This window comes from Roseovarius sp. CH_XMU1461, assembly GCF_037027165.1.
Classification (GTDB): Bacteria; Pseudomonadota; Alphaproteobacteria; order Rhodobacterales; family Rhodobacteraceae; genus Roseovarius; species Roseovarius nubinhibens.
This window is the reverse complement of sequence record NZ_JAYMDV010000006.1, coordinates 124,141-136,180: the sequence shown is the minus strand read 5'-3', so window position 1 is coordinate 136,180 and position 12,040 is coordinate 124,141. Positions and strand designations below refer to the sequence as shown.

Genomic DNA, 12,040 nt, shown 5'->3' with positions numbered 1-12,040 from the left:
AAGACGGTCTGCGCTTCGCCATCCGTGAAGGCGGTCGTACCGTCGGCGCTGGCGTCGTCTCGAAAATCATCGAATAAGAAAACCCTCTGGGTTCGACGAGGGAGGCCGGGTGGTCCGGCCTTCCTCCTATCAACTCCAACGCCGCGAAAGGCTAAAAAATGCAAAGCCAAAACATTCGCATTCGGCTGAAGGCATTCGATTACCGCGTACTGGATGCCAGCACGCAGGAGATCGTTAACACCGCGAAGCGCACTGGCGCGAACGTGCGTGGCCCGATCCCGCTGCCGAACAAGATCGAGAAATTCACCGTTCTGCGTGGTCCCCACGTGAACAAGAAATCTCGCGATCAGTTCGAGATCCGGACGCACAAGCGTCTTCTCGACATCGTAGACCCGACCCCGCAGACCGTGGACGCGCTGATGAAGCTCGACCTGGCCGCTGGCGTCGACGTCCAGATTTCGGTCTAAGGAGGGCAGTTCGTTATGTTGCGCTCTGGTGTTATCGCAAAGAAAGTCGGCATGACCCGGCTTTTCATGGAAGACGGCAAGCAGATCCCTGTGACCGTTCTCCAACTGGACAAACTGCAGGTGGTTGCCCAGCGTACCCCCGAAGCCCATGGCTATTCGGCGGTTCAGCTCGGTGCTGGCTCGATCAAGGCAAAACGCGTGAGCAAAGCCATGCGCGGTCACTTCTCGATCGCCAAGGTGGAGCCCAAGCGCAAGATCGCGGAATTCCGCGTCGCGCCTGAGAACCTGATCAACGTGGGCGAAGAGATCACGGCCGACCATTACTTCGAAGGTCAGTTCGTGGACGTTTCGGGCACCTCGATCGGTAAAGGTTTTGCCGGTGCCATGAAACGGCACAACTTTGGTGGTCTGCGCGCCACGCACGGTGTTTCGATCAGCCACCGGTCGCATGGTTCGACCGGTCAGTGTCAAGACCCGGGCCGCGTCTTCAAAGGCAAGAAAATGGCCGGTCACATGGGTGCTGCCCGTGTCACCACCCAGAACCTGCAAGTGGTCAAAACCGACGCCGACCGTGGCCTGATCATGGTCAAAGGCGCCGTGCCGGGCTCCAAAGGTGGTTGGGTGACGGTCAAGGACGCAGTCAAGAAACCGTTCCCCGAGAACGCGATCCTGCCTGCTGCTCTGAAATCCGCCGCTGAAGAAGCCGCGAAAGCCGCTGAAGAAGCCGCTGCAGCCGCAGCCGCCGAAGCAGAAGCCGCCGCAAAGGCCGCAGCTGAAGAGCAGGCCGCACAGGAAGCCGCAGCACTGAACGAGGCCGAGGCCGACATTCAGGCTGAGAAGAAGGAAGGCGAAGAATGAAACTCGACGTGATCAAACTGGACGGCGGCAAAGCCGGCTCGGTCGATCTGGGCGAAGACATCTTCGGCCTGGAACCGCGTGCCGACATCCTGCACCGTGTGGTCCGCTGGCAGCGTAACAAAGCGCAGCAAGGCACCCACAAGGTCAAGACGCGGTCGGAAACCAGCTACTCGACCAAGAAGATCTACCGCCAGAAGGGCACCGGTGGCGCACGCCATGGTGACCGGAACGCGCCGATCTTCCGCAAAGGTGGTATCTACAAGGGCCCGACGCCGCGCAGCCATGCGCATGATCTGCCCAAGAAGGTCCGCATGCTGGGTCTCAAGCACGCGCTGAGCGCCAAGGTCAAAGCTGGCGAGCTGGTCATCATCGAGGCAGCGGATTCCGCTGGCAAAACCTCGGCTCTGGCCAAGCAAGTCAAGGATCTGGGTTGGAAACGCGCCCTGATCATCGACGGTGCCGAAGTGAACGCAGAGTTCGCCAAGGCCGCGCGCAACATCGAAGGTCTCGATGTGCTGCCGTCGATGGGCGCAAATGTCTATGACATCCTCAAGCGTGACACGCTCGTGCTCACCAAAGCGGGTGTCGAAGCACTGGAGGCTCGTCTGAAATGAGCGCGAAAGCAGAACATTACGACGTGATCCGCAAGCCGATCATCACCGAGAAGGCCACCATGGCCTCGGAAAACGGTGCGGTTGTGTTTGAAGTGGACATCGACAGCTCGAAGCCGCAGATCAAAGAGGCCGTCGAGGCGCTCTTTGGTGTCAAGGTCAAGGCCGTCAACACCACGATCGCAAAAGGCAAGACCAAGCGTTTCAAGGGGCAACCCGGCAAGCGCAAGGACATCAAGAAAGCCTATGTGACGCTCGAAGAGGGCAACACGATCGACGTCTCCACCGGCCTCTGATCGGCCCGGAGTGACATCTTAGGCCCCGGCTGTGCAAACGGCCGGGGCCTTTCTGTTTCGCCCCTCGCGTGACCGGATCTGGCGGCGCGGGGCCTTGGGCGGGGCAGGGGTGGAGGCAGGGGGCGATTTATTGGGCAAGTCCCTTGACCTTGGGGGCGGTGTCGCCTAAACGAGCCCATCGGCAAAGCCCCGGATTCGTCCGGGGCTGTGCGTTTGTTCGCAAGAGCATCTAACCGGGCACCTACGGGGGCCTATAGACCAGGCCACCTTCGGGGGGCTGTAAACATAGGCAGGCAAGACCTGCCGTTAGCTAACGGAAGACAGAAAGCATGGCACTCAAGTCGTATAAGCCAACGACGCCGGGCCAGCGCGGGCTGGTGCTGATCGACCGTTCGGAGCTGTGGAAAGGACGCCCCGTCAAAGCCCTCACCGAGGGTCTGACGAAATCGGGTGGCCGGAACAACACCGGACGTATCACATCGCGTCGTCGCGGTGGTGGGGCGAAACGCCTCTACCGGATCGTAGACTTCAAACGGAATAAATTCGACGTGGCGGCAACCGTCGAGCGGATCGAATATGACCCGAACCGGACCGCCTTTATCGCGCTGGTGAAATATGAGGACGGCGAACAAGCCTATATCCTCGCACCTCAGCGTCTGGCCGTGGGCGACAAAGTGTACGCCGGCGCCAAGGTCGATATCAAGCCGGGCAACGCGATGCCGTTCTCGGGCATGCCGATCGGTACCATCGTTCACAACATCGAACTGAAACCCGGCAAGGGCGGCCAGATCGCACGCGCCGCGGGCACCTATGCCCAGTTCGTTGGTCGTGATGGTGGCTACGCTCAGATCCGTCTGAGCTCGGGCGAGCTTCGCATGGTGCGTCAGGAATGCATGGCCACCGTCGGTGCCGTGTCGAACCCCGACAACTCGAACCAGAACTACGGTAAAGCCGGTCGTATGCGCCACAAGGGCATCCGTCCGAGCGTCCGTGGTGTCGTCATGAACCCGATCGACCACCCCCATGGTGGTGGTGAGGGCCGTACCTCGGGTGGTCGTCACCCGGTGACGCCCTGGGGTAAGCCGACCAAGGGTGCCCGCACCCGCAACAAGAACAAGGCGTCGCAGAAGCTCATTATCCGCTCGCGCCACGCCAAGAAGAAGGGCCGTTAACACATGGCACGTTCTGTATGGAAAGGCCCCTTCGTTGATGCCTACGTCCTGAAAAAGGCCGAGGCAGCACGCGAGTCGGGCCGCAATGAAGTCATCAAAATCTGGTCGCGTCGTTCGACGATCCTGCCCCAATTCGTGGGTCTGACGTTCGGCGTTTACAATGGTCAAAAACATGTGCCGGTCAACGTGACCGAGGACATGATCGGTCAGAAGTTCGGTGAGTATTCGCCGACCCGTACCTACTACGGGCATGCGGCCGACAAGAAAGCGAAGCGGAAGTAAGTCATGGGCAAGGAAAAAAACCCCCGCCGCGTGGCAGACAACGAAGCAATGGCCAAACTGCGCATGCTTCGCACCAGCCCGCAGAAACTGAACCTGGTTGCGGCGATGATCCGTGGCAAGAAGGTCGACAAGGCTCTGAACGACCTGACCTTTAGCCAAAAGCGGATCGCGCAGGACGTGAAGAAATGCCTTCAGTCCGCCATCGCCAACGCTGAAAACAACCATAACCTGGATGTGGACGAGCTGATCGTGGCCGAGGCCTATGTCGGCAAGAACCTGGTCATGAAGCGCGGTCGCCCGCGTGCCCGTGGTCGGTTTGGCGCCCTGCGCAAGCCGTTCTCGGAACTGACCATCAAGGTGCGTGAAGTTGAGGAGCAAGCCTAATGGGTAACAAAGTCAATCCGATTGGCATGCGCCTTCAGGTGAACCGCACCTGGGACAGCCGCTGGTACGCCAACACCAAGGACTATGGCAATCTTCTGCTCGAAGATATCGCGATCCGCGAATTCATCGAGAAAGAGTGCAAGCAAGCCGGCATCAGCCGTGTGATCATCGAGCGTCCGCACAAGAAGTGCCGCGTCACGATCCACACTGCGCGCCCGGGCGTGATCATCGGCAAAAAAGGCGCCGATATCGAAACCCTGCGCAAGAAGCTGGCCGCAATGACCGACAGCGAACTGCACCTCAACATCGTTGAAGTGCGCAAGCCCGAGCTGGACGCCGCCCTGGTGGGTGACAGCATCGCGCAGCAGCTGGAACGTCGTGTGTCCTTCCGTCGCGCCATGAAGCGTGCCGTGCAGAACGCGATGCGCATGGGCGCCCTGGGTATCCGGGTGAACGTCGCTGGCCGTCTGGGTGGTGCCGAGATCGCACGTACCGAATGGTATCGTGAGGGTCGGGTTCCGCTGCACACGCTGCGTGCCGATATCGATTACGCCCACTCTGAAGCCATGACGCCCTACGGCATCATCGGTATCAAGGTGTGGATCTTCAAGGGTGAGATCATGGAGCACGACCCGTCGGCCCGCGATCGCAAAGCCCAGGAACTCCAGGATGGTCCTGCGCCGCGTGGCGCCGGCGGCCGTCGCTGAGGAGGGTGAAAGATGCTACAACCAAAGCGTACAAAATTCCGCAAGATGCACAAAGGTCGGATCAAGGGCCAAGCCAAAGGCGGTTCTGATCTCAACTTTGGGTCTTTCGGTCTGAAAGCCACCCAGCCCGAGCGCGTCACTGCGCGGCAGATTGAGGCGGCGCGTCGTGCGATGACCCGTCACATGAAGCGTCAGGGTCGTGTCTGGATCCGGATCTTCCCGGATACTCCGGTGACCTCGAAGCCTACCGAAGTTCGGATGGGTAAAGGTAAGGGGTCGGTCGACTTCTGGGCCTGCAAGGTGAAGCCGGGTCGCGTGATGTTCGAGATCGACGGCGTGGCCGAAGATGTGGCGCTCGAAGCGCTGCGTCTGGCGGCGATGAAACTGCCGATCAAGACCCGTGTGGTTCAGCGCGAAGACTGGTAAGTCTTTTCGATACCAAGATAAAAAGCCCCCGTCGCGATTGCGGCGGGGGCTTTTTCTTTGGCGGGTGCTGTGGGATTGAGGCGGTCCGGGGGAGTGTGGTCCGTCAAGTTAAGCGGCCCGTTACAGCGCAAGGCGGAGCTGGCAAGCGGGGCCTGTTCGACGCTGATAGAGCGACTTCGGATGAGGGCGCGCGAGGTGTCGCCCGCCGGAAAGGGGCCGGGGATAAGTTTCAACTTGGGCCAAAAATGGCGGGTCGGTAGGTCGTCGGTATCACGTCGGTAAAGCGACTGTGGTGATTTCCGGGCGGTGGGCGGGTGCCGCCTGGCCCGTCTCAGTTGATCGAAATGTGCAAAAATGCGACAATGCAAGGCCGGGTAGGGTGATCTTGTGTTGGTGGCGCACATTGGGGGGCAGCGAGATGACAGAGACCGCATGGTTCTATGAGCTGAAGGGCGAAAGACGTGGGCCGGTGTCGGAGGCGCAGGTTGAGGCGCTGGTGGATGCCGGGATCATAGATGCCCATACGCGGGTTTGGTCCGAGTTGCTCGACAGCTGGACGCCCGTGTTCAAGACCGATTTGCGCGGTTTTCTGAGCGGGCCCATCGGCGCGCCGCCGCTGGATCAGGGCGGGGCGTCGCCAGAGGTTCAGGAAGAGGGGCGGACTCAGGGGCCGAGCCACAGGCGTGAACCCGGGACGGGGGCGGCACAGGGGGCACCGGGCGCGGCGCAGGATCAAGCGCCACCGCTGAGCGACATGGCGACAGCGGCAATGGGCGAGGTCTGGGAGGCGGAGACGCTGGCGGGCGGCGAAAGCGATGTGGCCTATGTCAAACAGCACTTCATGCGGCTGGAGCCGTCGCGCTATGTGACCTATCTCTTTTTCGTGCCGCAGATCCTTCTGTCGGGGCTGCTGGGCTTTGCCAGCCTCACGGCCGAGACGGTTCTGACGCGGGCGCATTTCTATGATCTCTGGATGAGCGACGGCATGATTGCGGTCACGTCGCTGCTGTTTTTCGGCGGCATGATCGCCTTTCTCACCTTTGTCTATCGCGCGGCGCAGAATGCCGGGGCCTTGACGCGGGGCAGCTTCAAGCCCGCGCCATGGGCTTGCGTCGGGTGGTATTTCGTGCCGGTCCTGAACCTGTGGATGCCGCTGAAGACGATGTTGGCCATCGCGGCGGTCTCGGACAGGTGGCACCGCGCGCCATTCAAGATCTGGCAATGGTGGCTGCTGGTGCTGGGCTCTGCCGTGCTGTCGCTGACGGCGACGCTGATGGTGGAGAGCCGGGTGCATCTCTTTGGGTCGTTCAACGGCACGCTGGTCTTTTTCGCGATCTCGCTTCTGGGGGAGGCGGCGGCGATCGGCTGTGCGATGGAGATGATGAAGGCGGTCAACCGGATGCAGAGCAGGCATCGGGACGAGATACTCGAGACGCGCGGCATCGACTGAGCCAGGGCTGTCGCCTCTGTTGCGCCATTGCGACGGGCCGGATCGCGCCGGGTGCGGGGCTGGATCGGGCGGGGCGGGGCGTTTTGTGCTATACTCCGCCCCTGAGCCAAGAGGGAGATGGAGAGATGTATGCACGGGTCACGCCTTATCAGATGAAGCCCGGGTCGCGGGGGGCGGCCACCAAGAAGCTCGAGACGCTGAAGGAGCGCATCCTTGGGATGAAGGGGATGCACAGCTTTACCAATGTGATGAATGACGACCACGCCGGTTACATCATCGCGCTGGTGGAGAGCCGCGCGCTCTCCGAGGCCAATGCGGAGACGGTCAAATCGCTCTGGGGAGAGTTTGCCGAATATCTGGTCGAGCCGCCGAAGCCGCAGGGCTATGACGTGATTGTGGATTGGCACAAGTAAGCCCAAGTGACTTGGATCGAAGGGGACCGGCGGCAGAGCGCGCCGGTCTCTTTGTGTCTGGTGGGGGGCTGCCCGGGTATCTGCCGGGGGGATCAGGCCCAGCGGTAGTTGAAGCTCACCGAGATGCGGTCGTCTTCGGACATGTTCATCGGCACTTCGTGACGCAGCCAGCTTTCCCACAAGAGCACGTCGCCCACGGCGGGGGTGACATAGATGAACTGACGCAGCTCGTCGCGGGCGGTTTTGCGGCGGGCGGGGGCGGCCATCATCATCGCGTGGCGCGGGTCTTCGAGCTTGAGCGCCGAGGTGCCGCCGGGCATCGAGACATAGGTGGTGCCGCTGATCACCGAATGCGGGTGGATATGCGAGGCATGGCTGCCGCCCTCGGGCAGGATGTTGATCCAGAGATCCTCGAGCTCGAGCGCGCGACCGTCGAGATCGAACTCGAGATCCTCGGCAAAGGCCGCGACATGGGCGTCGAGCGATTTCACCAGATCGGCAAAGATCGGAAAGCGCCAGGGCAGGTCGGTGAGCGAGGCGTAAGAGGTATAGCCCGGATAGCCGTTTTCCTCGCACCAGCCCTGACCGGCCTCGTCATCCTCGGCGATGGCATAGCAGGAGGTCTCCATTTCCTCGGCGTCGATGGCGGGGCCATGGTCCGACAGCGGGGCGTGATAGAGACGGGTGACGAAGAGCGAGGAAATCTGTGCCATGGGGGCCTCCTTGGTTGCCTGCGTCCTAGCGGATTTGGCGGAGGTTGGCGAGGGGGGAGGGCTGATCCAGCCTTTGACAGCAGGCGGATTTGATTTCACGATAGGGGTATAGGTTTAGAGGGTATTCATTTGCTTCAAGACATTTCCGACCTGATTGTTGATTGCGATGATTTCGCAACCGTCGCCAACAGAGCGCAGCAATTCTGCCCCTTTGAGGCCATTGGGATGGTTCGGCAGGAAATCCGGCATTCCAGTTTTCTGTGCTACCTCATGGACCCGTCTCGCCCGCATGGCTTGGGAGAGATAGGGCTGCGCGCCCTCTTGATGGCTTTGGCCAAGGATCAGCCCGCGGAGAAGCTCGATTTTCATTTCCGTGAGCTCGCGCAGGCACGGGTTTGGCGTGAGAGGTTTCACATCGACATCCTGATCGAGATACCGCCGTCCGGCGGTGGCGGCAAAGGATTGGTGGTGGCGGTCGAGCTCAAGGTCGATGCCGCCGAGCGACAGGACCAATTGTCCGATTATACGACACGTTTGGCGAGGCATTACAGCGACCGGAGCTGGAAGCGGGTTCATTGCTTTTTGACACCCGACGGGCGGGCGGGGGGCACCCACGGGGAGATTGAATGGATCAATATCTCCATGGGCGATCTCCTCGCACGGATCGATGCGGGGATCGAGCGGGCCGGAGAGACGGGAGAAGCAAGCCAGCTCTTCAAATCTTATCTGAACATGATGAAGAGGCATAATATCGTGAAAGAAGACAGCGACCCAGAGCTGACACGCGCCGTGCAGGAGGTCTGGAGAAAGCACAAGGAAACGCTTGATTTTCTCATGGAGCATCGACCTGATCCTCTGGCCGAGGTTTGGTCAGAGTTGGGTGCCCGTCAAGAAATGGTCGCAGAAGCACTGAGGAAATGTGCCGACATCGCTGTTGTGCCCGACGATGCGGGTCATCGGATTTACAGGTTTTCCTTCGAGGGCTTGAGGGAGGACTGTCCTAATCTTTTTCGCGGCTCGTCCCGCTGGCTAAGTTCTGGGGCGCAATGTGTGTTTGAGGTCACGCTTCAGCAGGAGGCAGTGGTGGCCAGCCTTGTGGTCGGTCCTGCGGGTGAGCAGCCTGAGTTTCGTGAGGCGCTCATGGCTGTCCTCGATGAGGGGCAAGCTGCTACGGGGAGGACTTACGCTCATTACTGGACCAAGACGATTGCCACTTGGGATGAGATGCTCTTTGTCGAGGACAAGCTCGAGGCTCTCATCTCGGCGTTGAGCACCTATGCCGGCGAGCGGGCGAAAGAGGCCATTACGGCGATCCGGTCCGCCCAGGAGCAGATGGTGAACGCTGATTAGGCCTCCTGCCGAGGGTTTACTCTGCGGCGATGCGCATGGTGGATTGCGCGGATTGTTCTGCGAGGTCGGCGGCGAGGCGGCGGGCGAGGCGCTTTTGTTGGCGCCAGACGGGGACCACGGCGGCGGATTTGGGGGCGCCGCGGTCGGCTTCGAGATCGGGGCAGAGGGCGCGGAGTTCGGCGCGGGCCTGATCGGTCAGCGCGTTCCAGGCGGTTTCGCCGAGCAGCAGGCTCTCGCTCGGGGCGCCTTCGGCGGTGAGGATGGCGTGATCGTCCAGAAGCAGGTGGATATAGCGGAAGCTCTCGCGGGTACCGTCCACGTCGACGCCATCGAGGGCGGTGAGGTGAAGGGCCGCGACGAGGGCGTGGTCGCTGTCGAAGAGCCGGCGGCAGAGCGGTGAGTGGACGAGCATCCGGTGCTGGCGCGAGATCCAGAGATCGGCGCGGGGCAGGCCCTGGCCCAGGGCGCCGGCGCTGATCTTGATGGGGCGGAGCCGGGGGCTCTCGGCGATGTCTTCGGGGGTGATCTGACGCTGGCCGATCCAGCGGATGGCGCGGGGGCCTTGTTCGGTGCTGACCAGATCGCCGATCTGCAGGCTCTCTACCGGGACCGGGCCATCGGGCGTGTCGATGGCGGTGCCGTCGACGAAACAGACCATCAGCGAGATATTGTCAACAATCGCGCCGAGCGAGTCGTTCGGCCCAAGCTCGGTGAAGCGAACCGTGTAGTTGCCGGCGTCGGGGAAGGTCACCGGCAGCGAATATTGCTGCATCGTGTTGGCGGTGGGAAAGAAGCTCTGGGTGGCGATCACATTGCCATTGCTGTCGAGAATGTCGACGCGGAAGCCTTCGCGGCCGGCGTTGGAGTTCGAGGCGGTGCGCAGGGCGGAATCGAAGGTGAGTTCGGTGGTGGTCGGGTAGGGCACCTCGACCACTTGCTGCATCACGGTAACCTGATTGGAGTAGCCGTCCATTTCGGCGACACGGCTGGTGCCGCCGTTGCCGAGATAGGCGCCTTCGTTGTTGGTGGCCTCGATGTCATTGCCGTTCCAGCCGGCGGCGCCATTGTCAAAGCCGCCGTTCGTGATCAAATCTCTGGGGGGCACGGGGTCTCTCCTAATACGTTATCTATACTCATGATCTAAAATTATGCGCGCCGCGGGGGGGGGCGGTCGGGGGTAGGCTAGTCCGGGAATGGTTCAAAACTATGGCAAGCCCCGGGAGAAATCCGGAGCTTGCGGTGGGTTTGTGCGAGCGGTGTTATTCGGCGGCGATGTCTGTGAGGGCTTGGCCCGTGGTTTCGGCAGGAGGGGCTGCTGCGAGATCGGCGGCGAGGCGGCGGGCGAGGCGTTTTTGTTGGCGCGAGATCGGGATGACGGCGGCGGATTTGGGGGCGCTGCGGTCGGTGTCGAGATCGGGGCAGAGGGCGCGGAGTTCGGCGCGGGCCACGTCGGTGAGCGCGTCCCAGGTGGGGTCGTCGAGCAGCAGGCTCTCGCTCGGGGCGCCTTCCGCGGTGAGGATGGCGTGATCGTCCAGAAGCAGGTGCAGGTAGCGGATGCTCTCGCGGCTGTCATCGACCTCGACGCCATCGAGGACGGTCAGGTGATGGGCCGAGACGAGGGCGTGGTCGGCGTCGAAGAGCTTGCGGCAGAGCGGGGTTTGGATGAGCATCCGGTGCTCGGGTGACACCCACAGATCGGCGCGGGGCAGGTCTTGGCCGAGGGCGCCGGCGCTGATCTTGACGGGGCGCAGCTGGGGATTGGCGGCGAGGTCGTCGGGGGTGATCTGGTGCGCGTCGATCCAGCGGATGGGGCGGGGGCCGTGTTGAGTGCTGACCAGATCGCCGATCTGCAGGCTCTCGATCGGGGCGGGGCCGTCGGGCGTGTCGATGGCGGTGCCTTCGACGACACCGACCAGCAGCGAGATATCCTCCTCCAGCACGGCCACGTTCGGCGCGAGCTCGGTCAGGCGCAGGGTGTAGCTGCCGGCCTCGGGGAAGGTCACGGGCATCGCATAGGCCTGATAGGTGTTGGAGGGGGGGAAACTCTGGCTGGCGATCCCATGGCCCGCGCGGTCGAGAATATCGACGCGAAAGCCTTGGCTGTCGGCCGTGGCGTTGGGTTTGGGGCGCAGAAGGGAATCGAAAGTGAGCGCGGTGGTGGTGGCCTCGGGCAGGTCGATCACCTGTTGCATCACGGTGATCTGATTGCCGGCATCGTCGGTTTCGACGACGCGGTCGGCGCGACCGTTGCCGGGATAAAGGTTTTGAGAAATTCGGGCGTCGACATCGGCTCCGGTCCAACCGGTCGCGGGATCGTCGAAACCACCGCTCGTCATAACATCTCTGGGGGCCACGGCCTCACTCCAATACACATGTTTACTCATACACACAGGCAGGCGGGCGGGCCCCGGTGGGGGTCTTTGGCCTGCTTGGGATCAAGGTTAACGGCAGAATCGTTCAAAATTAAGGCAAAGCCCGCGGCGGGCCATAATGTTGCCATAGTTGTCGCCCGGGGATTGCGGCGGGGCAGGCGGTCTGGCAGAAGAGGCAGGCGCGGTTTGGCCTTTATTTTCCGTGCTGCGCGCTTGGGGGTTGCTTTATCCCCGAACTGGGTCTAAACGGCCCCTTCATTCACCTACTCCACCGGAATCAGGGTGACGCGATAATCGCGGCCCCCCGGTGATGTTGAAAGGAACATGGCTATGAACGCCACCGAACTGCGTGATAAAACGCCTGATCAGCTCAAGGAAGAGCTGGTCAACCTCAAGAAAGAGCAATTCAACCTGCGCTTTCAGGCCGCGACCGGTCAGCTGGAGAACCCGGCCCGTCTGCGTCAGGCCCGTCGTGCCGCCGCGCGCGTCAAGACCATTCTGAACGAAAAAGCCCAAGCGGCCGCCGAGTAAGGAGCGAG

At 61.8% G+C, this 12,040-nt stretch carries 17 protein-coding genes; 14 read left to right on the top strand and 3 right to left on the bottom strand.

Translation table 11 applies throughout. The annotated features are described in order from the left end of the window. The 12 genes from WA237_RS15950 to WA237_RS15895 all read left to right on the top strand — a co-directional run. Positions 1-77 (top strand): hypothetical protein (locus tag WA237_RS15950; protein ID WP_219435318.1); only part of this gene is annotated, 77 nt, incomplete at its 5' end. A gap of 81 nt (positions 78-158) precedes the next feature. After that, complete coding sequence (rpsJ, locus tag WA237_RS15945) at positions 159-467, top strand: 30S ribosomal protein S10 (protein ID WP_009812396.1); 309 nt, start codon at positions 159-161, stop codon at positions 465-467. A gap of 15 nt (positions 468-482) precedes the next feature. After that, positions 483-1,325 (top strand): 50S ribosomal protein L3, encoded by an 843-nt coding sequence (gene rplC, locus WA237_RS15940; RefSeq protein WP_040617769.1) that lies wholly within the window; start codon positions 483-485, stop codon positions 1,323-1,325. Further along, positions 1,322-1,939, top strand: coding sequence for a 50S ribosomal protein L4 (rplD, locus tag WA237_RS15935; protein WP_009812393.1), 618 nt, complete (start codon positions 1,322-1,324; stop codon positions 1,937-1,939). The genes rplC and rplD overlap by 4 nt, the downstream gene beginning before the upstream one ends. Beyond that, the gene (locus WA237_RS15930; protein ID WP_009812392.1) at positions 1,936-2,232 is read left to right on the top strand and encodes a 50S ribosomal protein L23; all 297 of its coding nucleotides are present in this window, start codon (positions 1,936-1,938) and stop codon (positions 2,230-2,232) included. The genes rplD and WA237_RS15930 overlap by 4 nt, the downstream gene beginning before the upstream one ends. 329 nt (positions 2,233-2,561) lie before the next feature. Then, the gene (gene rplB, locus WA237_RS15925) at positions 2,562-3,404 is read left to right on the top strand and encodes a 50S ribosomal protein L2 (protein ID WP_009812391.1); all 843 of its coding nucleotides are present in this window, start codon (positions 2,562-2,564) and stop codon (positions 3,402-3,404) included. Positions 3,405-3,407: 3 nt separating this feature from the next. Continuing rightward, positions 3,408-3,686, top strand: a complete 279-nt coding sequence (gene rpsS, locus WA237_RS15920) for a 30S ribosomal protein S19 (RefSeq protein ID WP_009812390.1) — start codon at positions 3,408-3,410, stop codon at positions 3,684-3,686. A 3-nt stretch (positions 3,687-3,689) separates the two neighbouring features. Further along, positions 3,690-4,070 carry a 50S ribosomal protein L22 gene (rplV, locus tag WA237_RS15915; RefSeq protein WP_009812389.1) on the top strand — a complete coding sequence of 127 codons (381 nt, stop codon included), beginning with the start codon at positions 3,690-3,692 and terminating at the stop codon, positions 4,068-4,070. Next, positions 4,070-4,777, top strand: a complete 708-nt coding sequence (gene rpsC / locus WA237_RS15910) for a 30S ribosomal protein S3 (protein WP_009812388.1) — start codon at positions 4,070-4,072, stop codon at positions 4,775-4,777. Before rplV ends, rpsC begins: the two co-directional genes overlap by 1 nt. A gap of 12 nt (positions 4,778-4,789) precedes the next feature. Then, on the top strand, positions 4,790-5,203 hold the full coding sequence (gene rplP, locus WA237_RS15905) for a 50S ribosomal protein L16 (protein ID WP_009812386.1): 414 nt from the start codon (positions 4,790-4,792) through the stop codon (positions 5,201-5,203). 418 nt (positions 5,204-5,621) lie between these two features. Continuing rightward, positions 5,622-6,653 (top strand): DUF4328 domain-containing protein, encoded by a 1,032-nt coding sequence (locus WA237_RS15900; RefSeq protein ID WP_336098800.1) that lies wholly within the window; start codon positions 5,622-5,624, stop codon positions 6,651-6,653. A 125-nt stretch (positions 6,654-6,778) separates the two neighbouring features. After that, positions 6,779-7,066, top strand: a complete 288-nt coding sequence (locus WA237_RS15895) for a hypothetical protein (protein WP_216014602.1) — start codon at positions 6,779-6,781, stop codon at positions 7,064-7,066. Positions 7,067-7,158: 92 nt separating this feature from the next. Here WA237_RS15895 and WA237_RS15890 read toward each other — a convergent pair whose 3' ends face one another. Further along, positions 7,159-7,779 carry a 2OG-Fe(II) oxygenase family protein gene (locus WA237_RS15890; protein ID WP_336098798.1) on the bottom strand — a complete coding sequence of 207 codons (621 nt, stop codon included), beginning with the start codon at positions 7,777-7,779 and terminating at the stop codon, positions 7,159-7,161. 129 nt (positions 7,780-7,908) lie between these two features. Between WA237_RS15890 and WA237_RS15885 the strand changes: the two genes are divergently transcribed. Beyond that, positions 7,909-9,129, top strand: coding sequence for a PD-(D/E)XK nuclease family protein (locus WA237_RS15885; RefSeq protein ID WP_336098796.1), 1,221 nt, complete (start codon positions 7,909-7,911; stop codon positions 9,127-9,129). A 16-nt stretch (positions 9,130-9,145) separates the two neighbouring features. On the opposite strand, the gene WA237_RS15880 is transcribed toward WA237_RS15885, so the two are convergent. Then, a complete protein-coding gene (locus tag WA237_RS15880; RefSeq protein WP_336098794.1) occupies positions 9,146-10,234 on the bottom strand; it encodes a Hint domain-containing protein in 1,089 nt (362 codons plus the stop codon). Between the two features lie 154 nt (positions 10,235-10,388). Continuing rightward, entirely contained in the window at positions 10,389-11,465 is a 1,077-nt protein-coding gene (locus WA237_RS15875; RefSeq protein ID WP_336098792.1) for a Hint domain-containing protein, read from the bottom strand. Between the two features lie 366 nt (positions 11,466-11,831). On the opposite strand from WA237_RS15875, the gene rpmC reads away from it, so the two are divergent. After that, entirely contained in the window at positions 11,832-12,032 is a 201-nt protein-coding gene (gene rpmC / locus WA237_RS15870; RefSeq protein WP_009812380.1) for a 50S ribosomal protein L29, read from the top strand. Positions 12,033-12,040: the final 8 nt, after the last annotated feature.